The following is a 25,727-nucleotide window of genomic DNA, read 5'->3' as shown; positions in this document are numbered from 1 at the left end:
AGCCGTATGCCCGCGTCCATCCCGCCCGCCCGCCTGCCCGCCAGCGTGCACGTCATCGGTGCCGGCCTGATCGGCACGAGCATCGCGATGGTGCTCGCGCGCGCGGGCGTCCGGGTCACCTTGGCCGATGGATCACCGACCGGTGCGGCCCTGGCCGCCGACCTCTCCGGAGGGGTCGTGGCGGAACCCGGGGAGGTCGACCTCGTCGTAGTTGCCACGCCACCCGATGTCGCCGGTGGTGTCGTCGCCGTCGCGCTGGATCGCTGGCCGCGGGCCTTCGTCACCGATGTGGCCTCGGTCAAGCGCGCGGTGCGCGCCGATGTGCTCGCCGCGAATCCCACGGCAGCCGAGCGGTATGTCGGTGGCCACCCGATGTCGGGCCGGGAGCGGTCCGGGGCGATCGCCGCGCGCATCGACCTCTTCGAGGGGCGCACCTGGGTGATCACGCGGGCCGAGGAGACCTCGGACGCCGGAGTCGGCCTGGTCCGCGGCGTCGCCGAGGCGGCGGGCTCGGTGGTCCGCGTGCTCTCACCCGCCGAACACGATCAGGCTGTGGCCGCGGTCTCGCACGTGCCCCAGGTGGCCGCATCGCTCGTCGCCGCGCGTTTGGCCGACCTGACCGAGGAGTCGGTGGCCCTCGCCGGTCCCGGCGTGCGGGATGTCACTCGAATCGCGGCGAGCGATCCGCGGCTGTGGACCCAGATTCTCACCGGCAATGCCCCGGCCGTCGCGGGCGTGCTGCGCGAGCTGGCGCTCGACCTCGGACGCGTCGTCGACGCCCTCGATGCCCTGACCGACCCCGATGCGCTCGCCCCGGGGGCCCGGGCGACGATTGCGGGGGCGATCGCGGCCGGCAACCGGGGCCACGACCGGCTACCGGGCAAGCACGGGGCGCCGCAAACGGCATACCGGATCGTGACGGTGCTGATCCCCGATGAGCCGGGCCAGCTCGGCCGGCTCTTCCAGGACGTCGGGGACGCGGGCGTCAACCTCGAGGAACTCAATCTCGAGCACGGCCTCGGCGCGCCCTTCGGCCTGCTGGAGCTCTCCATCGTCCCCGAGGCTGAGACCACGCTGATCGCTGCGCTGACGGCGCGCGGGTGGCGGCTGCATACGTGACCCTGGTGGCACGCACTCGGTAGGCTCCGGGCCCATGCAGCCAGTCGTCGTCGCGATCGACGGACCCTCGGGGTCCGGCAAGTCCAGCGTCTCGCGCGCGGTCGCGCGGCACTTCGGCTATGGCTATCTCGACACCGGGGCCATGTATCGCGCGGTCACCGTCTACTGCCTGCGCCAGGGCATCGACCTGTCCGACGCCGACGCCGTGGTGGCCGCGGCGGAAGAACTCCCCCTCGGCCTGGGCGCGGATCCGGACGACCCGGCCGTGACCCTCGACGAGGAAGACATCGCCGCGGCCATCCGCACCAGCGAGGTGTCCGCCGTCGTCTCGGCGGTGGCGACCAACCTCGGCGTGCGGGCCGTCCTCCAGGACGCGCAGCGCGAACTCATCGACGCGATCGCCGAAGACTGGGGCGGTGTCGTCGCCGAAGGCCGCGACATCACGACGGTTGTCGCGCCCGACGCGGACGTCCGGGTTCTGCTCACGGCGTCCGAGGAGGCTCGCCTGGCGCGCCGCAGCACCGAGCTGCACGGTTCGGCCGACGAGGCTGCTGTGGCCGCCACGCACGATCAAATCGTGCGGCGCGACCGGGACGACTCCACTGTCTCCCAGTTCACCGAGGCCGCCGACGGCGTGGTCCTGCTGGACACCTCCGCACTGGATTTTGACGGCAGCGTCGGCGCCCTCGTCGAGATCGTGACCGCAACGCTCGCGCGCGCCTCGTGAGTGGGCCCGCGCCCTGGCAGGCGGTCTGGGCCAGGCACACGGGCAGCGTCCTGTTCCGCGTGCTCTATGACAGTCGCGCCTACGGCCGCGAGAACGTCCCTCGGCGCGGGCCGGTGATCCTCGCCGCAAACCACCTCGGTTTCCTCGACGGCGCTCTCGTGCTCGGGATGGCGCCCCGGCCCTCGCACTTCCTGGTGTGGGACGGCTCCTTCGACCGCGCCGTCGGGCCGCTGCTGCGCCTGAGCGGGCAGATCCCGCTCGCGGAGGCCCACGGCGACCGGACTGGCCTCGGGCAGGCGCTGGAGGTGCTCAAGCGCAATGGCGTGGTCGGGATCTTCCCCGAGGGCGCGCGGGGCAAGGGGGATCTCGCGACCGCGAACAAGGGGGTGGCCTGGCTCGCTCTGCAGTCGCGGGCGGCGGTGGTGCCGACCGCCGTTCTCGGCACCCGCGCGACCGGCCGCCTCGCGGACTCGGTGCCGCGACCGCGGTCCCGGTTGGTGGTCGACTTCGCCCGCCCGATCATTCCCACGCCGCCGATGGGTGTGCCCGGCAAGAAGCGTCTCGAGGTTGCGGCGGAGCAGATCCGCACTGCCCTGGCCACCCACGTGTCGGCCGCGTCCGCCGAACACGGCATCCCGCTGCCCACCGACATCCCGCCCGACCTCTGGAGCTGATCTCGTCGCTGGTCGGCGGGGCAGCGGGCATACGGGACAATGGTCGGATGACCAGTGTGACCCGGCCGCCGGCCGATGACGACGCCCTCGACCGGGCCTTGCGTGCCGGCCTGGCGGACTTCGAGCTGACCGACGAGGACCGCGCCCTCGTCGACGGCCTGGCTCCCGATGAGTCCGGGGCGGCGGGCACCGGCCCGGTCCCCGTGGTCGCCATCGTCGGCCGCCCGAATGTCGGCAAGTCGACCCTCGTCAACCGCATCCTGCGCCGGCGCGAAGCCGTCGTCGAGGACGTCCCCGGCGTCACCCGTGACCGCGTGTCGTATGACGCGGAATGGGCCGGCCGCCGCTTCACCGTCGTCGACACCGGCGGCTGGTCGATCGACGCCACCGGCATCCACCTGCGGGTCGCCGAACAGGCCGAAGTCGCGGTCGACCTCGCCGACGTCGTGGTCTTCGTCGTCGATGCCAAGGTCGGCGCAACGGACGACGACGAGGCCGTCGTCAAACTGCTGCGCCGGGCCGGCAAGCCGGTGATCCTCGTGGCCAACAAGGCCGACGACGAGCGCACCGAGACCGATGCCCTCACCTTGTGGAATCTCGGCCTCGGCGAGCCGTATGCCGTCTCCGCCCTTCACGGCCGCGGCTCGGGGGACTTCCTCGACCGGCTGCTCGAGGTGCTCCCGGCGACCTCCGCAGTCGCCGGTGATCGTCCCGTCGAGGGCGGTCCGCGCCGCGTCGCGCTCATCGGGCGCCCGAACGTCGGCAAGTCCTCGCTGCTGAACAAGCTGGCGGGCACCACCCGGGTCGTCGTCGACGACCTCGCGGGCACGACGCGCGACCCGGTCGATGAGCTGATCGAGCTCGGTGGGCGGCCCTGGATCTTCGTCGACACCGCCGGCATCCGCCGCCGGGTGCACCAGACCAAGGGCGCCGACTTCTATGCCTCGCTGCGCACCCAGACGGCGCTGGAGAAGGCCGAGGTCGCGATCGTGCTGATCGACGCCGAATCCTCGATCACCGAGCAGGACATCCGGGTCGTCCAGCAGGTGATCGACTCCGGGCGGGCCCTGGTGCTGGCCTTCAACAAGTGGGACCTGCTGGATGCGGAGCGCCGCTACTACCTCGAGCGGGAGATCGAGCGCGAGTTCGTCCAGGTCTCCTGGGCGCCCCGCGTCAATATCTCGGCGCGGACCGGGCGGCATACGGATCGCCTGGTGCCGGCTTTGGAGGTCGCGCTCGACTCCTGGGATCAGCGCATCCCCACTGCGCGCCTCAACGCCTTCCTCGGCGAGGTCGTCGCGGCTCACCCGCACCCGGTCCGGGGCGGCAAGCAGCCGCGGATCCTCTTCGCCACCCAGGCGAGCACCCGGCCGCCCCGCTTCGTCATCTTCGCCACCGGCTTCATTGAGGCCGGCTACCGGCGCTTCCTGGAGCGGAAACTGCGCGAGATGTTCGGCTTCGAGGGCAGTCCGATCGAGTTGTCGGTACGCGTCCGCGAGAAGCGCAAGCGCTGACTCCGCCCGGCGTGGCCACGATTCGGTGGCACCTGGGCGATGGGTTAAGCTTGCGCCTGCCCTTCCACGCACGGGAGGGCATTGCCACGGGCTGTGGCGCAGTTTGGTAGCGCACTTGACTGGGGGTCAAGGGGTCGCAGGTTCAAATCCTGTCAGCCCGACCGAGTGCCGTTGTGCGACAAGGGATATGGGCTCTGGCGCGTCGTCAGCTCCGGGGTCCTTGGGATCTCCCGGCGACATCGGACCCCGACCCGGCGACGACCTCGCTGACCATCCTGGTCTCGCGGTTCGAGTGCAATAGCGGCGAGACCGGGCAGGTGAAGGCGCCGCGCGCCGCCGAAGGGGCGGACAGCATCGTCATCACGGCGTTTGTCGCACCATCCACCGCACGATCTGGCACCTGCTTGGGCAACGACCAAGTGCCGCTCGACGTGCACCTTGCTCGGCCTTTGGGCTCCCGGACGCTGGTCGACGGGGCCTGCGTCGGACCGGCCACCAAATAGCCATGTGCGTCGACGACGTGCGCTGGCCGCGCCCGGCACACTGACCTGGCGCGCGCATACGGGGAGCCAGCATTACTGACCCGTATCGGAGTCAAAGTGGGCGGTATCGCGCACTCGTTGCCGCCTCTACTGCCGGTAATCATCCGGTGATGACGAAACGGCCCGCCCCCGGGAGCGGGGGGCGGACCGTTTCAGCTTGGACGGTCAGCGACCGGTCAGCACCAGTCGACCGAGCCCTGAACGTAGGCGGTGAGCTTGATCCCGGACTGCGTCTGGACCTGACACTTCACCGCGTCCACACGACCGAGGAACCAGCCGTCCGGCGTGAAGACGACCTTGCCGTTGACGACCTTGTAGGTGCCGCCGTTGACCCGGACCGAGCTGACCGCGTTGCCATTGATGTCTAGCAGCGTCAGGGTGGACAGCACGAGCGGCATTGGGTGCGCCCGCGCAGTCATTGGCGAGGACATCGACCGTGACCGAGGTGTTGCGGTAGGTGGTCGCCGTGTCCGGGCGGGCGATCGGGGTCACCGTGGTGACATCGACCGACACCGTCGAGCTGACGGTATTGCCCATGTCGTACGAGACCCTGTAAGTCGCCGCCGGAGCGGTACCGGCGAAGTCGGCATTCGGGGTGAAGACGACCTTGCCGCCGACGACCGAGTAGGTGCCACCCGAGACGCTCAGCGTGGTGACCGCGTTGCCATTGCCGTCGATCAGCACCAGCGAGGACGCGACCAACGGCACAGCCGCGGAACCCGCGGAGTCGTTTGCCAGCACGTCGATGGTCACCGGGGTGCGGACCGGGGTCGTCGCACTGTCGGCGTCAGCCTTCGGCGCAACGGACTCACCGCAACGGTCACGGGGTGTTGCCGAGTTCGTCGGAGACCTCGTAGCGCACCGACGGCGCGGTCCCAGGGAAGTTGGCGTCCGGGGTGAAGACGACCTTGCCGCTGACCGCGGAGTAGGTGCCACCGACCACGTTCACCGAGTTGACGGCGTTGCCGCTGCCGTCGATCAGCTTCAGGGTGGTCGGGTCGAGCGGCAGGTCGGTGGCGCCACCAGCGTCATTGGCCAGGACGTCGACCGTGACCGGAGTGCGGGCCTCGGTCGTTGCGGTGTCGTTCGCCGCCGTTGGCTTGACGGTCTTGACGGTGACCGTGACGGTCGAGCTCGCGGTGTTGCCGAGGGTGTCGGCGACCTGGTACTTGACCGTGCCGGCGGTGCCCGTGAACTTCGCGGCGGGGGTGAAGACGATCTTGCCGTTGACGACCTTGTAGGTGCCGCCCGAGACCGTCAGGGTCGAGACCGCGTTGCCGCTGGCGTCGATGAGGGTCAGGGTGGAGGGGTCGAGCGGGTAGGTCGAAGTCCCCGGCGCGTCCTTGCCCAGGACGTCGATGGTGACCGGCGTGGCGTAGTCGGTCGTCGCGGTGTCGGCGCTCGCCTCCGGGGTGACATCGATGCCCTTGGCGTTCACCGGGTCCGAAACCGGAGAGGAGTCGGAGTTCGGGCCGGACATCACGACGGAGTAGGTCTCGGTGAACTGGGCGTTCTCCGCGACCGTCGCGTCGATGACGACGACGGTGGTTGCCCCGGCGGCGAGGGCCGGAACGTTGGCGACCACATGTCCGCTCGAGTCCTTGACGACGCCACCGGTCTGGTCGACATACCCGGTGTTCTTGACGACGAGGGACAGCTTGGTCGTTCCGGGAAGAATCGAGACACTGGGCGCGGTGTTGGCGTCCGAGTTCTGGCCGTCTGCGGTCAGGCCGGAGGGTCTGTTCGGAGTCTTGTCGGCGATGTAGGCGACGATGGATGCCTTGGGCGTCTGGATCCCGCCACCGCCGGCGCCGCCGAAGTTGAAGGATGACGAGCTGACAGTGGTGACGCCGGTGGCACCCGAGGTGCGGATCGTCGTGACGTGGTACGGACCGGTGACACTGTTAACGATGGCGTCCTCGGTCAGCAGGACCGCGTCACCGGTCGTGCCGACGCGCGCCCCGACAAGCGTCAAGGTGAAGCCCTTGTAGGCCTCGGTCTGGGTATAGGTGACGGTGACCTGGGTGTCGGTGCACGAGACGACCTGCCTGTTGAGCGGATCGCTGGCCGAGGAGGCGAAGTAGCCGGTCACGTTGCCCTTGTCCGGCCCATAGAAGTAGCGGACGCCGTTCGCCCCGGTGATGCGTCACAGTTGAACGTCGCGTCCGGCTGTGAGCCCGGGTCGATGTTGAAGGTCTGCGTCATCTGGACGCCGACGTCGGCAGGCTTGAAGTACGGGGCGGATAGAGGTAAGCGAACCCGGGCTGGGCGCTCTGCGTGCTCTGGGCCAGCGTCGTCGACTCGCTGAAGCCGAGGTTCTCCGAGTACGAGAGCGTCAGCTGTCCACGGATGGCCGTGTTGCCGGCGTTGGTGACCGAGATGTCCTTGCTCGTGTTGTTGGTCTACTGAGCGGCGATGGGGGAGAGCGTGCGGGTGATGTGGACCGACACATTCTCGTGGGTGTTGACATAGCTGCTGTAGATCAACCTGTAGGTCTGACCGCTCCCCGAGGGCGTGCCCACGATGTTGCCGTCTGCGTCCGGGACCTGCATGCCGCAGACGGGCGCGCCCTGGACATGGTTCGGCAGGGTGAAGGTCGGGGTGTCGCCTTCGGTCGCCCCGCTCGGGACATCGAAGCTCCAGCTGAGCTTCATCGTGTCCGTGGTGTTGATCTTTGAACCCGATGCCGGCGTGTCCAGTGTCGCGGCGAAGTTGGTGACGGCGATCTCGGTCGGGGCGGAGGCGGACGTGGCCATCGCGAGCGCGCCGACGGCGGTGAATACGGGGATTGAAGCGAGGGTCGGCGTGGTCAGTAGACCGGTCGCGGCAACGACCGCGGTGCCGCGACCGGAGCGGGTCTTGGGCGCGGTGTGCCGGGCGCGATACGCGTTCGACATGGGAATCATTTCATCGATCATGGCTTTCGCCACGTGGAAAAATGACGAAGCTACTCCTCGGTCAGCCAAATAACAAAGAGGGAAAGCCGTGTCTCGCGATGTGGCAAGGTAACAACGTCATGTTTACCCTCGGCAATATCCGAATTTTGACGTTACCCACGGTTGGAACCGCAGCTCAGGGGTTCAGGGAATCCATGAATGATCTTTTAGCTAATCGCGGAAACGCTTTTGCGCGCATATAACGAAACGGCCCCGGAGAGTCTCTCCGGGGCCGCTCAATAGGCGGGACTTCGAATGTCACAAGTTATCTATGACGCGAACGCTCCCGCACAGAAGCTGTCAAACGGTCAACTATCTCGCCCAGGATCGCGGGGGAGGTGGCGATGTTCAAACGGACATGGCCCGACCCGCGCGGGCCGAAGGTCGGCCCGGAATTCAGGGCTACTCGAGCCCGGTCGAGGAAGAAGGCGGCCGGATCCTCGGCAAGCTCCAGCGCCCGGCAATCCAGCCACATCAAGTACGTGGCCGCCGGCATTCTGACGGTGATCTCGGGCAGGTCCCGTGCAAGCTGTTCAACGACGAGACGCCGGTTCTCGTCCAGTTCGGCAAGCAATCGCGCCAACCAAGCGTCCCCGTGGACCCAGGCGGTGGACTGCGCGATGACCCCGGACAGGCTCGCGTTCGGGCCGTGGGCCAACTGCTGGAGAACCGCCGCGCCGTCGCTGCCGCCGACGAGCATGCCGGCCTTGAGGCCCGCCAACGAGAATGTCTTTGCCGCGGAATGCACGGCAAAAGCACCCTCTGTCATTGGCACGGTCAAATGGGGCACGAAAGTCGATGGCGCATAGACGATCGGTGCGTGGATCTCATCCGAGATCACCGTGACGCCGTAGCGGTGCGCCAACCGCGCCAGGGCGGACAGCTCCTCCACATCGTGGACAGTGCCCGTCGGGTTGTGGGGGCTGCACAGCAGGTATGCCGCTCGCCGGCCGGTCCGCGTAGCCGCGGCGAAGGCGCTCTCGAGGGTCTGGAGATCGAGTCGATCATCGACCGTCAACTCGGCACGGAGCACCTGACGCCCGGCGAGCCGGGGGAAGTGATCGAACGGCGGATAGACCGGATCGTTGATCACCACGCTGTCGCCCTCGTCGGTCACCTTCAACAGCAGCAGCAGGATGCCCATCATCACGTCCGGCGCCAGGCGAGTCAGTTCCGGCGCGACCGCCCAGCCCCAGTGCCGGTGGGCGAAGTCGACGAAGGCAGAGGTGTAGGTCGGCGCGGTCGGATACCCCGTGTCGCCCAAGTCGAGGGCAGCGCCCAGGGCCGAGCGCACCTCGGGGGCCAGGCGCACGTCCATCTCGGCTACCCAGGCCGGGATGACGTCGGGGGGATAGGCCGTCCACTTGGCGCTCGTGCGCTCGCGCAAGGCGGCCAGGTCGAGATCGAGGATGCGCTCACTCATACGGAAGTCTCTCGTCGTCGGTGGGATGTCGAAGGGAATGTAACGCCGCTGCTCGGCCCACCGTTTAGGCTTCCGGTGTGGCTCGTGAGGCAGTGGCAACAGGAACGGCGGATCGGGTCTGGACCATCCCCAACGTCTTGTCCATGCTTCGCCTGCTCGGCCTCCCGGTCTTTCTCTGGGCGATCCTGACCCATCGCGACGGGCTCGCGCTGCTCGTGCTCATGGGCTCGGGGATCAGCGATTACCTCGACGGGAAGATCGCCCGCTCCTTCGGACTGGTCTCGAATCTGGGTGCGGTCCTCGATCCCGTCGCCGACCGGCTCTACATTCTGACCACGCTGCTCGGGCTGGCCTGGCGCGAGATCATCCCGTGGTGGCTGGTCGTGGTCCTGATCGGCCGCGAGGTCTTCCTCACGGTATTGCTCCTCATCGCCCGCACCCGCGGCCTGCGTGAGTTGCCTGTGCATTTCGTCGGCAAGGCCGCGACCTTCAATCTGCTCTATGCGTTCCCCCTGCTGCTGCTCGCCGACGGCACGGGCACTCCCGCCACCTGGGCCCGCCCGATCGGCTGGGGCTTCGCCTGGTGGGGTGTGGTGCTCTATTGGGTCGCCGGTCTGATGTATGCCGCGCAACTGCGCCGTTACCTGCGCGCCGCCCGCAGCTCTCCCGTATGACCGCCCCCACGACGCGGCGCGTCGATGAGTCCATGACGCTGATCACCGCGATGATCGAGCGTCCCCAAGACCCGGCGTATGCCGCGGCCGCCGCGCGCCGCGAACGCGCCGGATTGCCCGGGGCCACCCCGGTCGGCACCCCGGTCGTCGTCGTTACCGCGATGCTCATCGGCCTGCTTCTTGCCCTGGCTTCGACCACTTTGCGCACGGATCAGGTCGCGGGCGCCAAAGTCCGCGCCGATCTGATCGCCCAAATCGACGCTCATCGCACTCTCGTCGATGAGCGTTCGGGGGCGATCCAGGAGCGCGCCCGCGACATCGCCACGCTGGAACGAGCCGCTCTGTCGCGGGCGCAACTGAGCGGCCTGTCCGGCGAGATCGACAAGCTCCGCCTGACCACCGGGATCGAGGCCGTGCACGGTCCCGGCATCACCGTCACCCTCGATGACGCCGCGACGGCGGCGAGCGGGTCCGACGGAACCACCGGCACGGTGCTCTCGCGGGACGTCTTCATCGTCACCAACGCCCTGTGGGAAGCCGGCGCCGAGGCCATCGCGATCAACGGGCAGCGGCTGACCGCCAGATCGCCCATCCGTTTTGCCGGGAGCGCGATCCTCGTCAACTACCGGCCGCTCGTGCCGCCCTACCGGATCGTGGCGATCGGTGACCCCGACACGCTGCTGGCGCGTTTCGGGGCGGGCCTGGGCGCGGCATACGTGAAATCCTTGACCGACAACTACGGAATCCGCTCCGACATCTCCACCCAAGGCGATGTGACCCTCCCGGGCGCGCCCGTGCCGGCCACCGAACGCGCCCACCGACCGACAGAAGGCAGCTCGTGATCCCCGCTCTCGGCCTGGTGGCCGGCATCCTCATTGGCCTCGTCGTCAAACCGGACGTGCCGCTCTGGCTGCAGCCCTACCTGCCCATCGCCGTCATCGCGGCCCTCGACGCGGTCTTCGGCGGCATTCGCGCTGTGCTGGACGGCAACTTCAACGACAAAGTCTTTGTCGTCTCGTTCCTGTCGAATGTCGTGGTCGCCGCGGTGATCGTCTTCCTCGGCGATCAACTCGGCGTCGGCTCACAACTGTCCACTGGCGTCGTCGTCGTCCTCGGCGTGCGCATCTTCTCCAACGTGGCCGCCATCCGCCGCCACCTCTTCCACGCCTGATCCCGTATGCCGATCGACGACTCCGCGAGTGCGCCGCCCACCCCGCCGGCCGGCGACGACCGAGGCGCCTGGCGTCGCCTGATCCGGATGGGCGGTCCGCGGCCGACCCGAGCCAATCTGCTGGCGCTGTGCTTGGCGCTGCTGCTCGGATTCGCCATCGCCACGCAGGTACGTCAGACGCGCAGCCAGGGCCTTGAGACGCTGCGCGAGCAGGATCTCGTCGGGATCCTCGACACCGTCACCCAGGAGGGGGTCCGCCTCGGCGTCCAGTTGCGGGAGTTGGAGCGCACTCAGGACCGGCTCGCCAGCGGCGCCGACAGCGAGGCCGCCGCCTTGGCTCTGACGAAGTCACGTGCGGATTCGCTGGCGATCCTCGCGGGCACCGTCCCGGCGCAGGGACCGGGCATCAAGATGACGATCACCGATCCGCAGGGCAAGGTCGGTGCAACCCTCCTGCTCGACACCCTGCAGGAGCTGCGGGACGCGGGGGCGGAGGTCGTCCAAATCGGCGACGTCCGCGTGGTCGCCCAGACCTTCTTCACCGAGAGCGACGGCGCCGTCAGCGTGTCCGGCACCAGCGTGAGCGCCCCCTACACCTTCCTGGTCATCGGCGATGCCCAGACGCTCTCCTCGGCGATGGGCATCCCCGGCGGGGTGCAGGAGTCGGTGCGTAATGCCGGCGGTGAGGTCACCATCGTGCCTGTCGAGTCGGTGCAGATCACGGCCGTGGTCACCCCGAGCACACCGCGATTCGCCGAGCCGGTACCCTCACCGTCACCGACCTCGGGCTAGCGGCGGAAGCTGCGTCTTGGGCACATTAGGGTTGACACAGACCGACGACGAAGGAGCCGCTGCCATGACGGAGTTCGACTACCCCGAAGATCTGCGTTACACCCCTGAGCACGAGTGGGTGCGTCTGGGTGCGGCCGACACCGTTCGGGTGGGCATCACGGCATACGCGCAGGATGCGCTCGGCGACGTCGTCTATGTCACCTTGCCGACCGTTGGAGCCGACCTCACCGCGGGCGATGCCTGTGGCGAGATCGAGTCGACCAAGTCGGTCAGCGACTTGTACTCCCCGCTGAGCGGCACGGTCACCGCGGTCAACGAGGCCCTCGACGGTGCACCGGAGTTGCTCAACACCGATCCGTACGGCGAGGGGTGGGTCTACGAGATGACCGCCGGCGACGCCGCTCAAATCGAAGCGCTGATGGACGCGGCTGGCTACCGCGACAATCTCGCCTGAACCACCGCCAGTCCCGGCCCGAGGAGGCCCATCATGAGCGACGCGACGTCGAACCCGGACGGACCACCGCCGGAGGATGTCTTACGATTCGGCCCGTCCACCCAGCGCCTCCCGGCCACCGGTGGCGGGCCGGACTGGTCCGATCCCGACCCCGGGCTCTCCCGCGAGGATCTGGGGCTGATCGATGCCCTGCGCCCCGGCACCGCCTTGCTCATCGTGCAACACGGCGCCAATGCCGGTGCCCGGTTCCTGCTCGACAATGCGGAGGTCACCTCCGGGCGCGGCCCGGACAGCGACATCTTCCTCGACGATGTCACGGTCTCACGCAAGCACGCCGTCTTCAGCTGGGAGGACGACCGCTTCGTGATCCGGGATGTGGGATCGCTCAACGGCACCTATGTCAACCGCCAGCGTGTCGACGAGGTGGCCCTGCAGGACCACGACGAAGTCCAGATCGGCAAGTTCCGCCTGGTGTTCCGCCAAGCCCGCGGCTGAGCCCACCCATGGCCCTCCGCCGGATCGGCGCCGTCCTCGATGCCCTGCGCGAGGAGTTCCCGGATGTCAGCATCTCCAAGATCCGCTTCCTCGAGGCCGAGGGCCTGCTGACCCCGCAGCGGGCTCCGTCCGGCTATCGCCTGTATGCCGATCACGATGTCGAGCGGTTGAGCTTCGTCCTGCGCGCCCAGCGCGACCGTTTCTGGCCATTGAAGGTGATCCGCGAGGCCCTCGACGGCATGGATCGTGGGCTGAGCGTCGACCTCGGTGCCCCAGCGGGGTCGACACCGGAGCCGCCGGCCGTCACCACGGACCCCGACCTTCCGGCCGCCGAGTCGCTGCGCGATGCGGTCGATGCGCGCCTGACCCTCGCCGAGCTCGCCCGCACCTCGGGCGCCTCGCGAGAGCTGATCGAGGAGTTGGTGTCCTACTCGATGCTGCGCGCCGACAAGGATGGCCATTTCAGCGGTCAGTCCGCCCGGATCGCCTCGGCAGCTGCCGATCTCGGACGCTTCGGCATCGAGGCGCGTCATCTGCGGGTCTTCCGTACGGCCGCGGAACGCGAGGTGGGGCTGGTCGACTACGCGGCCGCCGGGGCAAGCAGCCCCGATGCCGCCTCGGTCGCGCTCGCCTGTCTGGGGCTTCATACGGCCCTGGTCAAGGACGAGCTGGGGCGTCGCGGCTGAGCGGTGTGGTCGCCGGGGTACGGTGAACGCGTGAAGCCGCTCGACGTCCTGGGTGTGCGGGTCGAAATGCCCACCAACCAGCCCATTGTCCTGTTGCGCGAGCGTGACGGAGCCCGGCATCTGCCGATCTGGATCGGGGCTGCGGAGGCCACCGCGATCGCCTATGCGCAGCAGGGGGTCGTGCCGCCGCGTCCGCTGACCCATGACCTGCTCGTCAATGTCGTCACGGCCCTCGGGGACGAGTTGCGGACGGTGCGCATCGAGCGTATCGACGACGGGGTGTATTACGCCACGCTCGTGCTGGGCAGCGGGGTGGAGATCGACTCGCGCGCCTCCGATGCCATCGCCCTGGCCATCCGCACCGGTGCCGAAGTGGTCACCACCGAGGATCTGCTGGCGGAGAGCGGCATCACGCTGGCGGAAGAGACCGATGACGAGGTGGAGAAGTTCAAGGAGTTTCTGGATCACATCTCGCCGGAAGACTTTGACACCTAAGTGAATGGTGTGACGGATGTGGTCTAAGGGTTATGTTGACATTGAGGGTCTAAATCGTTACCTCCGATGGAGCGACACGCCGATCGGCGCTGGCGCGATGTCGTTGACCACGCCCGTTCACAGGCCTACCGTCGAAGACGACAACGAACCGATAGGTCGCCATCAGGAGGAAGCGTGAGCGGTGCCGACGAACGTGGCCAGCTGCCGGCGTCGCCGCAGGTCACCCAGGACGCGCTCTTCGACGACCTAAGCGACCCCTATGGGCATATCGGCTACCGCGGGGTGACCGCGTGCAAGGCTGCGGGCATCACCTACCGGCAACTCGACTACTGGGCCCGGACCGGCCTGGTGGAGCCGTCGGTTCGGCCGGCCTCGGGCTCCGGGTCGCAACGGCTCTACGGCTTCCGCGACATCCTGGTCCTCAAGGTCGTCAAGCGCCTGCTCGATACCGGGGTGTCGCTCCACCAGATCCGGCTGGCGATCGAGCACCTACGCGCTCGCGGCGTCGACGACCTGGCTCAGGTGACGCTGCTCAGCGACGGTGCCTCTGTTTTCGAATGCACGTCACCGACCGAGATGTTCGACCTCCTGCAGGGCGGGCAGGGCGTCTTCGGGATCGCCCTGGGCAAGGTCTGGCAGGAGGTCGAGGGTTCCCTGGCGCACCTGCCCGGGGAGGAGTCGACCGACGAGCCGGCCGAGCACCCCGAGGATGAGCTGCGGGCTCGGCGGGCCGCGCGCATCGGCTGACCCCGAAGGCCGGCGGACACGCCCTGAGGTCGCGGGCAAGTAAGCTCACAGCGCCGTCCATTTCAGGGAGTCGTCGTGAGTGTGTTGCCCGAATTCGCCGCCCGTCACATCGGTCCGCGCGAAAGCGATCTGGAGCGCATGCTCGGTGTCGTCGGGCAGAGCAGCCTCGATGCTTTGTGCGATCGGGCCATTCCGCGGGCGATCCGCAGCGACACGGTCCTAGCGATCGCCCCGGCCGAGTATGAGCACGCGGTCATCGGCGAGTTGCGTGATCTCGCCGGCCGCAATGTCGTCACCCGCTCGATGATCGGGCAGGGCTATTACGGCACGATCACGCCGCCGGTCATCGCCCGCAATGTCCTGGAGAACCCGGCGTGGTACACCGCGTACACGCCCTACCAGCCCGAGATCTCCCAGGGCCGGCTCGAGGCCCTCGTCAACTTTCAGACGATGATCGCCGACCTGACCGGCTTGGCCACGGCCGGAGCGTCATTGCTGGACGAGGCGACAGCCGCCGCGGAAGCCATGGCCTTGATGCATCGGTCGGTCCGCGGAATCCCCGACGGCGTGCTGCTCGCCGACGAGCGCATCTTCGGCCAGACGCTGGATGTGGTGCGCACCCGCGCCGAAGCCATCGGCATTGCGGTGGTGGTGGCGGACCTTCGCGACGTGAGGACCACGGCCGCCTTGGTGGACGCGACCGACGGGCGTGACGTCTTCGGTGTGCTGGTGCAATACCCCGATGCCCGCGGCGAACTGCGCGACTATCGCGACCTGGCCGCCGCTGCCCATGAGGCCGGTGCGTTGATAACGGCCGCCGCGGACCTGCTGGCGCTGACGATCGTGGTGCCGCCGGGGGAGTGGGGCGCCGATATCGCGGTCGGCAGCAGCCAGCGCTTCGGTGTGCCGATGATGTTCGGCGGTCCGCACGCGGGCTATATCAGCGTCCGCAAGGGACTGGAGCGCACCCTGCCCGGGCGGCTGGTGGGTGTATCGGTCGACAGCGCCGGCCACGCGGCATACCGGCTCGCCCTGCAGACCCGCGAGCAGCACATCCGCCGCGAAAAGGCGACGTCGAATATCTGCACCGCCCAAGTGCTGCTCGCCGTCATGGCCTCGATGTATGCCGTCTACCACGGCCCCCACGGCCTGAAGGCGATCGCCGAGCGCGTCCACGACAAGGCGATGGCGCTCAAGGCCCACCTGACCAGGGACGGCATCGAACTCGCCGGTGATCACTTCTTCGACACCCTGACCGCGGTCGTCCCCGGCCGGGGCGACGCCATCGTCGCGGCCGCCGATGGCCGGGGGATCAGCCTGTTCCGGGCCGGTGAGGACCTGGTGAGTGTGAGCGTCGACGAGACGACGACGGACGCCGATATTGCCGCGGTCCTGGAGTGCTTCGGGTCCAGTCCCGCCGGAAAGGCCGATGCGGCGCCCGGTGTGCCCGAAGCCCTACAGCGGACCTCGGAGTACCTCACCCACCCGACCTTCCACCGCCACCGCAGTGAAACCGCGATGCTGCGCTACCTGCGGGGGCTCGCGGACAAGGACTTTGCCCTGGATCGCGGCATGATCCCGCTCGGTTCGTGCACGATGAAACTCAACGCCACGACCGAGATGGTGGCCGTCACCTGGCCGGAGTTCGCCGACATCCACCCCTTCGCCCCGTCGGCGCACACGGCGGGCTATCGAGAGCTCATTGCGCAACTCGAGGGCTGGCTGTGCGAGATCACCGGCTATGACGCGGTGTCCGTCCAGCCGAACGCGGGCTCCCAGGGTGAACTCGCCGGGCTGCTCGCCATCCGTGACTACCACCGAGCCAATGGTCAAGCGCACCGAACCATCTGCCTGATCCCGCAGAGTGCGCACGGCACCAACGCCGCCAGCGCGGTGATGGCCGGGATGAAGGTCGTCGTCGTCGCGACGGACCCGATCTCCGGCAATGTCGACATGGATGACCTGAAGGTCAAGCTCGAAGACTACCGGGAGTCGGTGGCCGCGATCATGGTCACCTATCCCTCCACCCACGGCGTGTACGAGGACACCATCGGCGACCTATGTGCCTTGGTGCACGACGCCGGTGGTCAGGTCTATGTCGACGGCGCAAATCTCAACGCCCTCGTCGGCCTGGCCCGCCCGGGCCGATTCGGGAGCGATGTCTCGCACTTGAACCTGCACAAGACCTTCTGCATCCCCCACGGCGGGGGCGGGCCCGGCGTCGGCCCGGTCGGGGTTCGGGCGCACCTGGCACCGCACCTGCCGCGCAACCCCGAACTGCCCGAGCGGCACGGGGAGCCGGTGTCGGCGGCACCATTCGGGTCGGCTGGCATCCTGGCAATCTCTTGGGCCTACATCCGGCTGATGGGGGGCGCGGGGCTGACGCGGGCCACCCAGATCGCCGTCCTCAACGCGAACTACATCGCGGCCCGCCTGCGCGAGGCCTATCCCGTGCTCTACAGCGGCACCGACGGGCTCGTGGCCCACGAGTGCATCCTCGACCTGCGCGAGTTGACCAGGATCAGCGGCGTCACTGTCGACGATGTCGCCAAGCGGCTGATCGACTACGGATTCCACGCGCCGACCATGTCCTTCCCGGTGGCCGGCACCTTGATGGTCGAGCCGACCGAGTCGGAGGATCTGGGCGAGATCGACCGCTTCTGCGCGGCCATGCTGGCCATACGGGCCGAGATCCAGGAGGTCATCGACGGCCTGGTCCCGGTCGCCGACAGCGTGCTGCGGCAGGCACCGCATACGGCCGCGGCGATCGTCGGAGAGTGGACCCACCCCTACGACCGCGAACGCGCGGTCTTCCCGGGCGGGCATGCCGGCCAGAAGTACTGGCCGCCCGTCGGCCGGATCGACGGCGCCTACGGCGATCGCAACCTGATGTGCAGTTGCCCCCCGATCGAGGACTTCGCCTGATCAGGCGGTCGCAGCGAGAGTCGTCGTGGTGGCGAGCGTCGACCCCTGCGGCGATTTCGTCACGGTCAACTGCGCCGGAATGCGGTCGCGCAACTCCGGGACGTGACTGACCACACCGACCGCGCGGCCGCCGTCGCGCAACGCATCCAGCACCCCGAGGACATCGTCCAGGCTCGCCTCGTCGAGCGCGCCGAAGCCCTCGTCGATGAAAAGAGTCTGTAGCTCGATGCCCCCGACGCTCTCGCGCAAGGCATCGGCCAGGCCTAAAGCGAGGGCGAGCGAGGCGATGAAGGATTCGCCGCCGGAGAGGCTGGACGGCGCGCGTGTCGTGCCCGACCAGGCGTCACGAACGCGCAGCCCGAGCCCGCTGCGGGCGCCACGGCCGGCCAGCGAGTCGTCGTGTTCGAGTTGAAAGCGTCCGTCGCCCATCAGTCGCAGCCGCTCGTTGGCCAGATCGACCACCCGCTCCAGCCGCGACGCGAGCACAAAGGTCGACAGTCGCATCCGCAGTGTGTTGTCTGGCGAGGTGCCACCGGCCAGATCGGCCAGGGCGGCGACGCGGGCCGACTCGCCGCGCGCATCGGTCACGGAGGCGGCGCCTTCGAGTACGGCGTTGACCGCAGCCCGAGCCGCGTGCGCGATCCGCTCGGTGTCGTGACGTGCCCGATCGGTGGACATGGCGGCCTCCCGAGCCGTTGTCAGGGCCGCACCGGTCATCTCCGGGTTCGTGGCCTGCGGCCGGGCGAGCGCCGCTGCGACCTCCGGGTCGTCCAGGGTGGCCCGGTTGATCGCCACCTGCTGATCATGAGCGGTGATCTGGGTCTGCAGGCGGGCGCAGTCCGCGGCCGGGAGCAGCGCCGCTTCGAGGCTCGCTCGATCGCCGAAACCGGAGCTTGCGAGAGCCAGCGCAAAGGCGGCCGCAGCGGTGTTCAGGGCGTCCGCGGTCGAGGTCGCAGCGCCTTCGGCGGAGTGAGCCTCGTGGAGTGCGGCAGCGTAGCGCTGATGTGCCCTGAGCACGGCGACGGCTCTATCCGTCGCCGCCGCCGGCCCGTCGCCGCCCGGCCGGCACGGGCAGCCGCGGGCATGATCGGCGACGGCATCGCCGAGCTGGTCGATCGCGACGTTCAGGTGAACGGCCGCCGAGTCGGCGGCACCCTGGGCGTCCGCAAGACTCGCCTCCGCCCTGGCGGCGGCGAGCGCCAAACGCTCGGCTTCCTGCTGATCGGAAGCGCCCTGTGCCTCCAGCGCCGGCAGCGTCGCCGCGGCGTCGGCGGCTACGGCGGCCCGCGTGCTCAGCTGCCGAAGAGTTGTCGCCTGCGCGATCAGCATCGCCTGCCACGGCCCGATCCCCGCCGGCGGCGGAGCCTCGAGCTCGGACGCGAGATCAGTGAGCAATCGATCGCGAATCGCCTCGGTGGCGTGCCGCTCGCGATCGAGCCCTCCCACTCGAGCGGCTGCCGCGTCGACGGCCGCTTCTGTCGCCGCCAGGTCCTCCGGCGACCACCCGGTGGCCGGCGGGGCCGGTTGGGGATGCACGCCCGACCCGCAGACCGGGCACGGCGAGTCGGGCGTCAGCCGGGTCGCCAGCTCAGCCGCAAGGTCGCTCAGCCGTCGCTCCTGCTGGCACACCAATTCCTCGCGTGCCTGGACGTGGGCCTCGCGCGCGGTGAGCAGGTCGGGCACGATCACATCCAGGGCCCCGAAGCAGCGGATCAGGTCCGTCACGAGCGCGTGTACGCGGGTCGCCTGCGCGTGCGACGCCTGGGCGGGCAGGAGGTCGTCGGCGAGGGCACGCTGTCTTGCCTGCTCGTCGGCACGGACCGTGTGGCGCTCGGCCGCCGCCGCGAGGCGCGATGTGCTGTGCGCGTTCCGGGCCTGGGCTTCGGCGAGCCTGGCCACCGCCTCGTCTCGGGTGCGGCGGGCCGTGCGTGCGTCGGCGAGGGCGGTGCGGATCCCGTCGAGTTGGGTGCCCAGCTCGGGCTCCTCGGCGGCCAGCCGCGCGATCTCACCCGTGGTGACCGGGCGGACGAGCACCTGCGCGAGCGCCTGAGCGGCCGAATCGGCCTGGCTCGCGGCACGGGCACGAGCCTGCTCGGCGGTGACCAGGCTGGCCAACTCGCCGCGCAACTCACCGGCCAGGGTGGCCTGATGCAGCCGGTTGCGCGCGCGATCGATCTGCTCGGACCGGGTGACCAGTGCAGCCAACGCGGCGGTCGCGTCGGCACCGCGGCGCACCTGCCTCGCGATCTCAACGGCCTCGTCGTGCCGACTCTGGCACTGCATCGCGTGGCTGGCGGCCTGCTCGGCATCGCCGAGCGCCTGGGTCGCTGCTGCCTCCAGACGCGCGAGCAACTCCGGTCCGAGCGTGGCCCACTGCTCCACGGCGGTCGCCGTGAGCATCGACCGGTCACCCGCAGGCGAGTCGTCGCCGTCCGCGCCCGGCAGCCCACTGCACAGGTCCGCGAGCGCGCGGACCCGGTAGCCGAGTTCGAGGGTCAGCGCGGTGACCTGCTCGGTATGGCTGCGTCGAACGTCCGCGAGCCAGGTCTCGACATCCTCGTAGGTGGCGACGTCGAACAGCGCCGTGAGGAGTTGGTGGCGATCGCGCGGCTCCGCGCGCAAAAAGTCGGCGAACTGCCCCTGGGGGAGCAGAGCTACGCGCTGAAACTGGGCCAAGCCCATCCCGACGACGTCCTTGATCAGGTCGGCGGCCTCGTCGATCCGTGTGGACCGGACCGCCCACGCTCCGTCGATGCGCTCATCGAGCACGACGCGGGCCGGCGCCTTGGTCATCCCGGTGCCGCGACGACTGGGCCGGACGTACTCCGGTGACCGGGCGACCCGGAAGCGCCGGCCGGCGCTGCTGAACTCCAGCGTCACGGCCGTGGGGCGATCCGCGGCCGCCAGATCGGCGCGCAAGCCGCGGCTGGCCCGGGCGCCGGGGACATCGCTGAACAAGGCGAAGCAGACGGCGTCCAGGACGCTGGTCTTGCCCGCCCCGGTCGGTCCGTGCACCAGGAAGAGCCCCGCCGATCCGAGATCGTCGAAGTCGACGTGCTGTGGCCCGACGAAGGGCCCGAAGGCGTCGACGGTCAGAGCGTGGAGTCTCACGAGGCCTCGGCCGTCCTCGCACCGGCAGCCACGCCCTCGTCCTCACGAACCGCGCGGTCCCTGCGGGCCGCCTCCACGGCGCTCGATAGCAACTCCCGCTCGGCGGCATCGGCCCCGGCCCCACCGCGGACGTGGCTGACGAAGTCGCAGCACACGTCCAGTGGCGTGCGGTCCTGGACTCGGCGGGCATACGTCATCGGGGCACCCACGCTGCCGGCCGGCTCGAAGGTCAGCTCGATGGCATGCGGAAAGCGGGCCCGGAGCCGATCCATCGCTCCCAGCGGTCGCACCGGATCGGTCAGCACGACCGAGCACCAGGCAGCCTCCGCGGCCGTATGCCGTGGGTCGGCCAGCAGGTCGGCCAACCGGCCGCGCAGACGGGCCAGCGGGCGGTCGACCGGGACCGGCGCGCGCGCGACGCGCACCTCGCCGGACGTCGAGATGTCCACCAGAGTCCAACTCTTGGAATGGGTGGCCTCGCCAAAGGACATCGCCCACGGTGATCCGCTGTAGTTGACCCTCGGCGTCAGCTGCTGGGGGCCGTGCAGGTGGCCCATCGCGACATAGGCCGCCCCGGCAAACACGCGCGCCGGGATGGCGGACAGCCCGCCCGCGGCGAGTTCGCGCTCCGACTCACACCCCTGCCCACCGGTGACGACCGCGTGCGCGAGCACGGCATACGGCCCGCCGCGATGCCGGGAGCGCACGCGGGCGATCGCGGCCCGCATGACTGCGGCGTGGGTGCGCTCGGTCGCGCCGAGGTGGTCCGCACACACAGTGGGCTCGAGATACGGGATGGGGTAGATCGTCACGCCGGAGATCTCGACGCCCCGGCCGATGTCATCGAGTGCGGTCGCCAGATGCACGCCGGCCGGGCGCAGCAGGGCCGACGCGAAGCCCAACCGGGTGGCCGAGTCGTGATTGCCGCTGCTCACGACGACGCGCGCACCGGCGTCGACGAGTCGCTCGAGGGTCTGCGAGAGCAGGCTCACCGCGTCCGGTGCGGGCACGGCGCGGTCGTAGACATCACCCGAGACGAGCACCGCCTCGATCCGCTCGGACCGCACGACCTCCACGAGCTGATCGAGCGCGCGCGCCTGCACACCCAGCATCCCGACGTTCTTGAACGCCCGGCCCAGGTGCCAGTCGGAGGTGTGCAGGGCCCGCATGGTTTTCAGGCTAGGTGGGAGCACCGACAACCCCTCGGAGGGTGGGCGCGTGTTGCCTGATCCGTCCGGCTGCGAGCGGTCCCGCACAGGCGCCTGCAGATGTGGTTGGGTGTGCCAATGGGCGTCGAAGTCGAGTCGAAGAGCTATACCCGCGAGGAACGCCAGCGGTACCGCGAAAAGGTCCGCCAGAATCTCGACGTCTTCGAACGCATGCTCGCGGACAGCCAGTTCGACTTCGAGCGGCCGATGACCGGGATGGAGATCGAGCTCAATCTCGTCGACGACCATTTCCAGCCGCGATTCGCCAACCTCGAAGTCCTCGAGGCCATTGCCGACCCGGACTTCCAGACCGAGCTGGCGCAATACAACATCGAGATGAACGTCAGCCCGCGGCCGCTGCCGGGCGACGCCGCGCTCGAACTCGAGGGCGATCTGCGCCGCTCGCTGAACGAGGCCGAGACCAAGGCGCGCACCACCGGCTCGCGCATCGTGCCCATCGGCATCCTGCCGACGATCATGCCGGAACACTTCGCGGGCGACTGGATCACCGCCAACAACCGGTATGCCGCCCTCAACGACTCGATCTTCTATGCCCGCGGCGAGGACATCTACCTCGACATCGAAGGCCCCACGGGGGAGCGGGTCTCGACCTATAGCGACACCATCGCGCCCGAATCCGCGTGCACCTCGGTGCAATTGCACTTGCAGGTCGCCCCGTCCGACTTCGCCGCCTATTGGAACGCCGCCCAGGTGATCTGCGGCCCCCAACTCGCGCTCGCCGCGAACTCGCCGTTCTTCTTCGGCAAGCGACTGCATGCCGAGACGCGGATCGAGTTGTTCAAGCAGGCCACCGACACCCGGGCTATCGAGTTGAAGAACCAGGGCGTCCGCCCCCGCGTCTTCTTCGGGGAGCGCTGGATCACCTCGATCTTCGACCTCTTCGAGGAGAACGTCCGCTATTTCCCCGCGCTGCTCGCCGAATGCAGCGACGAGGATCCCATGCGCCAGCTCGACCAGGGCATCGCTCCGACCCTCGCCGAGTTGCGCCTGCACAATGGCACGATCTACCGCTGGAACCGGCCGATCTACGACACCGCCGGCGGTCGTCCCCACCTGCGGGTCGAGAATCGCGTGCTCCCCGCGGGCCCGTCGATGATCGACGTCCTCGCCAACGCGGCCTTCTACTACGGCTGCGTCCGGGTGCTGGCCTCCGAGGACCGCCCGGTCTGGTCGCGCATGAGCTTCCCCGCAGCCGAGGAGAACTTCCAGCGGTGCGCCCGCGACGGCATCGACGCGCGCATCTACTGGCCGGGCTACGGCGAGGTCCCCGTGGACGAGCTCATCCTTCGGCACCTGCTACCCCTGGCCCACCAGGGCCTGGCCGACTGGGGTGTCTCGCAGGCCGTCCGCGACCGCTACCTGGCCGTGATCGAGGGCCGGTGCACCACGGGCATGAACGGAGCGACCTGGCAGACCCAAGTGGTCGCGAAGCTGGAGGATTCGGGGCTCGACCGGCCCACCGCCCTCGCCACCATGCTGGAGCGGTACGCCGCCAATGTGCACACGAACGCCCCCGTGCATACGTGGTCGGTGCACGCGTGACCTCGGTCGGTGAGGAGCGCACCGGCCCCGGTCTCGGCGCCCGGTCCGTCGAGTTCACCCGCATCGCATCCGGCCGGTATGCCGCCCGCAACCCCCGTGGCGGCGAACTCACCTTCGGTTCGGGCGACGACAGCGACTTCACCCCGGTCGAGTTGTTGTTGACCGCGATCGCGGGCTGCAGTGCCGTCGACGTCGATCTGATCACCGGCAAACGGGCCGAGCCCACGGCCTTCGACGTCACCTCGAACGGCACCAAAATCCGCGACGAGAGCGGCAATCGGCTCACCGACATCGAGGTCACCTTCACCGTCCGGTTCCCGGACGACGAGGCCGGAGACCGGGCCCGCGAGATGCTGCCGCGCGCAGTGGCGATGTCGCACGACCGCCTGTGCACGGTGTCCCGGACCGTGCAAGTGCCGACGCCGGTGACGATGCGCCTGAGCGACCCGGAGAGCCCCATCGACTGATGTGGTCACAGGATGGAAGGCCCCTCGCGCCCGCGTGTCCCCCTCCGATTAGATAGGCGTATGCAGCGCGCCCCCCAGCAGGTCCATGCCGCCGCCCGAAAAGTTCTCGCGGATCTCGACCCCTATCGCCAGGAAGAGTTTGCCCAGCGGCTCGACCGCTGGTTTGTCGTGATTCAGACCAGTCTCGATCATCTCTACAGCGCCGAGCGAGATGCGGATGCCCTGGCGTGCGATCTGGTGATCCGGGCCGCGCGGGCCTACCGGGACCGACCGGAGGCCCTGTGCCGCCACGACCGGGAGCGACTGCTGACGCCGGACTGGCTGCAGGACCCCCACATGGTCGGATATGCCTGCTACACAGAGCGGTTCGCTGGCGATCTGCGCGGTGTCGAGTCACATCTGGACTACCTGCAGGAGCTCGGCGTCACCTATCTCCACCTCATGCCGCTGCTGCGGCCGCGCGATGGTGACAACGACGGCGGGTATGCCGTGGCCGACTACCGCTCGGTTCGTCCGGACCTCGGCACCACCGCCGATCTGCAGCACCTCGCCGATGCCTTGCGTGACCGGGGCATGTCCTTGGTGATGGATCTCGTCCTCAATCACGTTGCACTGGAACATGAGTGGGCCGCCCGCGCCAGGGCGGGGGAGGAGCGCTATCGCGACTTCTTCTATACCTACCCCGACCGCGTGCTGCCCGACCAATATGAAGCAACGCTGCCGGAAGTCTTCCCGGACTTCGCGCCGGGCAACTTCACCTTCGACGCCGACCTCAACGCATGGGTTTGGACGACGTTCAACTCCTGGCAGTGGGATGTCAACTGGGGCAATCCGGACGTGCTCGGCGAATATGTCGACATCATCCTTTACCTCGCCAATCTGGGAGTCGAGGTGCTGCGGCTCGACGCGATCGCCTTCACCTGGAAGCGGATGGGCACCAACTGCCAGAACCAGCCCGAGGTGCACGACCTGACCGCCGTGCTGCGGGCGCTCGCGCGGATCGCCGCGCCGAGCGTCGTCTTCAAGGCCGAGGCGATCGTGGGTCCGCGCGATCTGATCCAGTATCTCGGCGTCGGCGACTTCGTCGGCAAGGTCAGCGATCTGGCTTATCACAACTCCCTCATGGTGCAGGGCTGGTCGATGGCCGCTGTCGGCGATGCGGAGTTGGCGCGCGCGGCTCTGCGGGCCCTGCCCGAGACCCCGGCGGCCGGGACCTGGATCACCTACACGCGTTGTCACGACGACATCGGCTGGGCCATCGACGACCGGGATGCCGCGGGTGTCGGCCTCAACGGTTTTCTGCACCGGCGCTTCCTCGCCGATTGGTATGCCGGCGATGTCGCCGGCTCGTGGGGACGCGGGCTGGTCTTCCAGTACAACGAGGCGACGGGGGACAAGCGCACCAGCGGCACCGCCGCGTCGCTGGCCGGCCTGGCGGCCGCGAAGGACGAAGAAGCCGCGCAGGCGGCGATGGCACGGATCTTTCTGGTGCATGCGCTGGCATACGGCTGGGGCGGCATCCCGGTGATCTGGTCCGGTGACGAACTCGGGACGCTGAACGACCCGCAGTGGGCCTCGGAGGCCGGTCACGAGGACGACAATCGCTGGGCTCACCGGCCCCGGTTGGACTGGGAGGTGGCCAAGGATCGCGACGACCTGACGACGGTGACCGGCAAGATCTTCCAGGGGCTGGTGCACCTGGCGCGCGTTCGTGGCTCGCTGCCGCAGTTGCACGCGGGTGCGGACTCCCGAGTCTTCGGCGATCACATCGACCGAGGCGTGCTCGCGACGCTTCGCCGGCACGCATCTGGGCCGATGCTGTGCCTTTACAACCTCACCGAGGACTGGCGCCCGTTCCCCGGGATGGAGTTCGAAGGGATCGGCTTCGTCAACCCCGTCAATGCGCTCGGCGACCGGCATCCGGTGACGATCGGCGGCGACGGCTATATCTGGCTGGCGCCCTTCTCGGCCTGGTGGGTCGTCGACGGCTGAGCCCGGCCGAGC

General features: G+C 68.9%; 24 protein-coding genes, 1 tRNA gene and 1 pseudogene. 19 read left to right on the top strand and 7 right to left on the bottom strand.

Features of this window, described 5'->3' with window-relative positions; genetic code table 11:
• The first annotated feature begins 6 nt into the window (after positions 1-6).
• The 5 genes from ABD209_RS06610 (at position 7) to ABD209_RS06590 (ending at position 4,195) form a co-directional block, all read left to right on the top strand.
• Complete coding sequence (locus ABD209_RS06610; protein ID WP_324388059.1) at positions 7-1,119, top strand: prephenate dehydrogenase; 1,113 nt, start codon at positions 7-9, stop codon at positions 1,117-1,119.
• Positions 1,120-1,153: 34 nt separating this feature from the next.
• Complete coding sequence (gene cmk / locus ABD209_RS06605) at positions 1,154-1,846, top strand: (d)CMP kinase (RefSeq protein ID WP_344063838.1); 693 nt, start codon at positions 1,154-1,156, stop codon at positions 1,844-1,846.
• Positions 1,843-2,520 carry a lysophospholipid acyltransferase family protein gene (locus ABD209_RS06600; protein ID WP_344063835.1) on the top strand — a complete coding sequence of 226 codons (678 nt, stop codon included), beginning with the start codon at positions 1,843-1,845 and terminating at the stop codon, positions 2,518-2,520. The genes cmk and ABD209_RS06600 overlap by 4 nt, the downstream gene beginning before the upstream one ends.
• A 47-nt stretch (positions 2,521-2,567) precedes the next feature.
• A complete protein-coding gene (der, locus tag ABD209_RS06595) occupies positions 2,568-4,034 on the top strand; it encodes a ribosome biogenesis GTPase Der (protein WP_344063832.1) in 1,467 nt (488 codons plus the stop codon).
• An 87-nt stretch (positions 4,035-4,121) separates the two neighbouring features.
• A tRNA-Pro gene (locus ABD209_RS06590) sits at positions 4,122-4,195 on the top strand.
• A gap of 557 nt (positions 4,196-4,752) precedes the next feature.
• On the opposite strand, the gene ABD209_RS06585 is transcribed toward ABD209_RS06590, so the two are convergent.
• The 3 genes and pseudogenes from ABD209_RS06585 to ABD209_RS06580 all read right to left on the bottom strand — a co-directional run bounded on the left by ABD209_RS06585 (position 4,753) and on the right by ABD209_RS06580 (position 6,668).
• On the bottom strand, positions 4,753-4,995 hold the full coding sequence (locus ABD209_RS06585) for a hypothetical protein (protein ID WP_344063829.1): 243 nt from the start codon (positions 4,993-4,995) through the stop codon (positions 4,753-4,755).
• A gap of 145 nt (positions 4,996-5,140) precedes the next feature.
• Positions 5,141-5,512, bottom strand: a pseudogene (locus ABD209_RS19765) (Ig-like domain-containing protein); the annotation flags it as partial.
• Positions 5,397-6,668, bottom strand: a complete 1,272-nt coding sequence (locus ABD209_RS06580; protein WP_344063826.1) for an Ig-like domain-containing protein — start codon at positions 6,666-6,668, stop codon at positions 5,397-5,399. The pseudogene ABD209_RS19765 and the gene ABD209_RS06580, both read right to left, overlap by 116 nt.
• Positions 6,669-6,853: 185 nt before the next feature.
• Between ABD209_RS06580 and ABD209_RS06575 the strand changes: the two genes are divergently transcribed.
• Positions 6,854-6,985 (top strand): hypothetical protein, encoded by a 132-nt coding sequence (locus ABD209_RS06575; RefSeq protein WP_344063823.1) that lies wholly within the window; start codon positions 6,854-6,856, stop codon positions 6,983-6,985.
• Here ABD209_RS06575 and ABD209_RS06570 read toward each other — a convergent pair.
• Both ABD209_RS06570 and ABD209_RS06565 read right to left on the bottom strand, forming a co-directional pair.
• On the bottom strand, positions 6,979-7,473 hold the full coding sequence (locus ABD209_RS06570; protein WP_344063820.1) for an Ig-like domain-containing protein: 495 nt from the start codon (positions 7,471-7,473) through the stop codon (positions 6,979-6,981). The genes ABD209_RS06575 and ABD209_RS06570 overlap by 7 nt on opposite strands.
• 304 nt (positions 7,474-7,777) lie before the next feature.
• Complete coding sequence (locus ABD209_RS06565; protein ID WP_344063817.1) at positions 7,778-8,935, bottom strand: MalY/PatB family protein; 1,158 nt, start codon at positions 8,933-8,935, stop codon at positions 7,778-7,780.
• Between the two features lie 77 nt (positions 8,936-9,012).
• Between ABD209_RS06565 and clsA the strand changes: the two genes are divergently transcribed.
• The 10 genes from clsA (at position 9,013) to gcvP (ending at position 17,374) form a co-directional block, all read left to right on the top strand.
• Positions 9,013-9,609: a cardiolipin synthase ClsA gene (gene clsA / locus ABD209_RS06560; protein WP_344063815.1), complete on the top strand. Its 597-nt coding sequence runs from the start codon at positions 9,013-9,015 to the stop codon at positions 9,607-9,609.
• The gene (locus tag ABD209_RS06555) at positions 9,606-10,451 is read left to right on the top strand and encodes a DUF881 domain-containing protein (RefSeq protein WP_344063813.1); all 846 of its coding nucleotides are present in this window, start codon (positions 9,606-9,608) and stop codon (positions 10,449-10,451) included. Before clsA ends, ABD209_RS06555 begins: the two co-directional genes overlap by 4 nt.
• A complete protein-coding gene (locus ABD209_RS06550) occupies positions 10,448-10,780 on the top strand; it encodes a small basic family protein (protein WP_324386210.1) in 333 nt (110 codons plus the stop codon). Before ABD209_RS06555 ends, ABD209_RS06550 begins: the two co-directional genes overlap by 4 nt.
• 6 nt (positions 10,781-10,786) lie before the next feature.
• The gene (locus ABD209_RS06545) at positions 10,787-11,572 is read left to right on the top strand and encodes a DUF881 domain-containing protein (RefSeq protein ID WP_344063810.1); all 786 of its coding nucleotides are present in this window, start codon (positions 10,787-10,789) and stop codon (positions 11,570-11,572) included.
• Between the two features lie 64 nt (positions 11,573-11,636).
• Positions 11,637-12,026: a glycine cleavage system protein GcvH gene (gene gcvH, locus ABD209_RS06540; protein WP_344063808.1), complete on the top strand. Its 390-nt coding sequence runs from the start codon at positions 11,637-11,639 to the stop codon at positions 12,024-12,026.
• Between the two features lie 33 nt (positions 12,027-12,059).
• Positions 12,060-12,521 (top strand): FHA domain-containing protein, encoded by a 462-nt coding sequence (locus ABD209_RS06535; RefSeq protein WP_344063805.1) that lies wholly within the window; start codon positions 12,060-12,062, stop codon positions 12,519-12,521.
• 8 nt (positions 12,522-12,529) lie between these two features.
• On the top strand, positions 12,530-13,207 hold the full coding sequence (gene ftsR, locus ABD209_RS06530; RefSeq protein ID WP_344063801.1) for a transcriptional regulator FtsR: 678 nt from the start codon (positions 12,530-12,532) through the stop codon (positions 13,205-13,207).
• A 30-nt stretch (positions 13,208-13,237) separates the two neighbouring features.
• Positions 13,238-13,702, top strand: a complete 465-nt coding sequence (locus ABD209_RS06525; RefSeq protein WP_344063799.1) for a bifunctional nuclease family protein — start codon at positions 13,238-13,240, stop codon at positions 13,700-13,702.
• A 174-nt stretch (positions 13,703-13,876) separates the two neighbouring features.
• Positions 13,877-14,449, top strand: coding sequence for a MerR family transcriptional regulator (locus tag ABD209_RS06520; protein ID WP_344063797.1), 573 nt, complete (start codon positions 13,877-13,879; stop codon positions 14,447-14,449).
• 75 nt (positions 14,450-14,524) lie between these two features.
• Positions 14,525-17,374 carry an aminomethyl-transferring glycine dehydrogenase gene (gcvP, locus tag ABD209_RS06515; RefSeq protein WP_344063794.1) on the top strand — a complete coding sequence of 950 codons (2,850 nt, stop codon included), beginning with the start codon at positions 14,525-14,527 and terminating at the stop codon, positions 17,372-17,374.
• On the opposite strand, the gene ABD209_RS06510 is transcribed toward gcvP, so the two are convergent.
• Both ABD209_RS06510 and ABD209_RS06505 read right to left on the bottom strand, forming a co-directional pair.
• On the bottom strand, positions 17,375-20,485 hold the full coding sequence (locus ABD209_RS06510) for an AAA family ATPase (RefSeq protein ID WP_344063791.1): 3,111 nt from the start codon (positions 20,483-20,485) through the stop codon (positions 17,375-17,377). It abuts the gene before it with no gap.
• On the bottom strand, positions 20,482-21,654 hold the full coding sequence (locus ABD209_RS06505) for an exonuclease SbcCD subunit D (protein ID WP_344063789.1): 1,173 nt from the start codon (positions 21,652-21,654) through the stop codon (positions 20,482-20,484). Before ABD209_RS06505 ends, ABD209_RS06510 begins: the two co-directional genes overlap by 4 nt.
• A 117-nt stretch (positions 21,655-21,771) precedes the next feature.
• Here ABD209_RS06505 and ABD209_RS06500 point away from each other — a divergent pair, with 117 nt between their 5' ends.
• The 3 genes from ABD209_RS06500 to ABD209_RS06490 are packed head-to-tail and all read left to right on the top strand — an operon-like array spanning position 21,772 to position 25,715.
• The gene (locus tag ABD209_RS06500; RefSeq protein WP_344063786.1) at positions 21,772-23,256 is read left to right on the top strand and encodes a glutamate-cysteine ligase family protein; all 1,485 of its coding nucleotides are present in this window, start codon (positions 21,772-21,774) and stop codon (positions 23,254-23,256) included.
• Positions 23,253-23,723, top strand: coding sequence for an OsmC family protein (locus ABD209_RS06495; protein ID WP_344063782.1), 471 nt, complete (start codon positions 23,253-23,255; stop codon positions 23,721-23,723). The genes ABD209_RS06500 and ABD209_RS06495 overlap by 4 nt, the downstream gene beginning before the upstream one ends.
• Before the next feature lie 60 nt (positions 23,724-23,783).
• On the top strand, positions 23,784-25,715 hold the full coding sequence (locus ABD209_RS06490; protein WP_344063779.1) for an alpha-amylase family protein: 1,932 nt from the start codon (positions 23,784-23,786) through the stop codon (positions 25,713-25,715).
• Positions 25,716-25,727: the final 12 nt, after the last annotated feature.

Origin of the sequence: Nostocoides vanveenii (assembly GCF_039531165.1) — a bacterium.
Classification (GTDB): domain Bacteria; phylum Actinomycetota; class Actinomycetes; order Actinomycetales; family Dermatophilaceae; genus Nostocoides_A; species Nostocoides_A vanveenii.
The sequence above is the reverse complement of the archived record's forward strand: the minus strand, read 5'-3'. Positions and strand labels throughout refer to the sequence as shown.

What these genes read in the sequence shown, in the direction of transcription:
- cmk (WP_344063838.1), top strand. Translation starts at nt 1,154, where the DNA reads ATGCAGCCAGTCGTCGTCGCGATCGACGGACCCTCGGGGTCCGGCAAG.
- ABD209_RS06570 (WP_344063820.1), bottom strand. Translation starts at nt 7,473, where the DNA reads ATGTCGAACGCGTATCGCGCCCGGCACACCGCGCCCAAGACCCGCTCC.
- ABD209_RS06500 (WP_344063786.1), top strand. Translation starts at nt 21,772, where the DNA reads ATGGGCGTCGAAGTCGAGTCGAAGAGCTATACCCGCGAGGAACGCCAG.
- ABD209_RS06585 (WP_344063829.1), bottom strand. Translation starts at nt 4,995, where the DNA reads ATGACTGCGCGGGCGCACCCAATGCCGCTCGTGCTGTCCACCCTGACG.
- ABD209_RS06610 (WP_324388059.1), top strand. Translation starts at nt 7, where the DNA reads ATGCCCGCGTCCATCCCGCCCGCCCGCCTGCCCGCCAGCGTGCACGTC.
- gcvH (WP_344063808.1), top strand. Translation starts at nt 11,637, where the DNA reads ATGACGGAGTTCGACTACCCCGAAGATCTGCGTTACACCCCTGAGCAC.
- ftsR (WP_344063801.1), top strand. Translation starts at nt 12,530, where the DNA reads ATGGCCCTCCGCCGGATCGGCGCCGTCCTCGATGCCCTGCGCGAGGAG.
- ABD209_RS06565 (WP_344063817.1), bottom strand. Translation starts at nt 8,935, where the DNA reads ATGAGTGAGCGCATCCTCGATCTCGACCTGGCCGCCTTGCGCGAGCGC.
- ABD209_RS06490 (WP_344063779.1), top strand. Translation starts at nt 23,784, where the DNA reads ATGCAGCGCGCCCCCCAGCAGGTCCATGCCGCCGCCCGAAAAGTTCTC.
- ABD209_RS06545 (WP_344063810.1), top strand. Translation starts at nt 10,787, where the DNA reads ATGCCGATCGACGACTCCGCGAGTGCGCCGCCCACCCCGCCGGCCGGC.
- ABD209_RS06555 (WP_344063813.1), top strand. Translation starts at nt 9,606, where the DNA reads ATGACCGCCCCCACGACGCGGCGCGTCGATGAGTCCATGACGCTGATC.
- ABD209_RS06505 (WP_344063789.1), bottom strand. Translation starts at nt 21,654, where the DNA reads ATGCGGGCCCTGCACACCTCCGACTGGCACCTGGGCCGGGCGTTCAAG.
- ABD209_RS06535 (WP_344063805.1), top strand. Translation starts at nt 12,060, where the DNA reads ATGAGCGACGCGACGTCGAACCCGGACGGACCACCGCCGGAGGATGTC.
- der (WP_344063832.1), top strand. Translation starts at nt 2,568, where the DNA reads ATGACCAGTGTGACCCGGCCGCCGGCCGATGACGACGCCCTCGACCGG.